Origin of the sequence: Marinobacter sp. ATCH36, assembly GCF_023555055.1 — a bacterium.
Classification (GTDB): Bacteria; Pseudomonadota; Gammaproteobacteria; order Pseudomonadales; family Oleiphilaceae; genus Marinobacter.
Window position 1 is genome coordinate 1 of record NZ_JAMJPL010000018.1, and the last position, 457, is coordinate 457.

A 457-nucleotide genomic window follows, 5' to 3' on the forward strand; every position below is an offset into this window, starting at 1 on the left:
CTCGAAGCGCTGGTACGGCCTGGCTACGATCACACGGCAATCACACTGGCGCCGACCAAGATCTGCCGCATCCCGCGCACGCTGGTTGAACGCCTCAATCGGGAAACGCCGCGACTGCAGAAACCACTGTTCGAGCACTGGTACGCCGCACTGGCCGAAGCGGACGCCTGGCTGGCCGAACTGGCCGCCGGACACGCCGACGTGAAAACGCGGGTGGCGCGCCTGCTGCTGCGACTGCGCACCGAAGAGGCGCCTGGCAGGGCGATCCGCCTCAGTCTGGAAGACATCGGCGCCATCCTCGGCGTCGCCCCGGAATCGGCCAGTCGTGCGCTCGGGTTGTTGCGACGCAGCAACCTGCTCACTGACGCGGACAGCCGCTACCACTGGCGCATCGACGCTTCAGGTCTCGCCGCACTTCTTGCGGCGCACGATCAAGAAAACTGATCCAACGTTGCCG

1 protein-coding gene is annotated in these 457 nt (G+C 66.1%); it reads left to right on the top strand.

Features of this window, described 5'->3' with window-relative positions; all coding sequences use genetic code 11:
• On the top strand, positions 1-444 hold a 444-nt coding region (locus M8010_RS19860; protein WP_250094433.1), incomplete at its 5' end, for a Crp/Fnr family transcriptional regulator.
• Positions 445-457 lie beyond the last annotated feature (13 nt).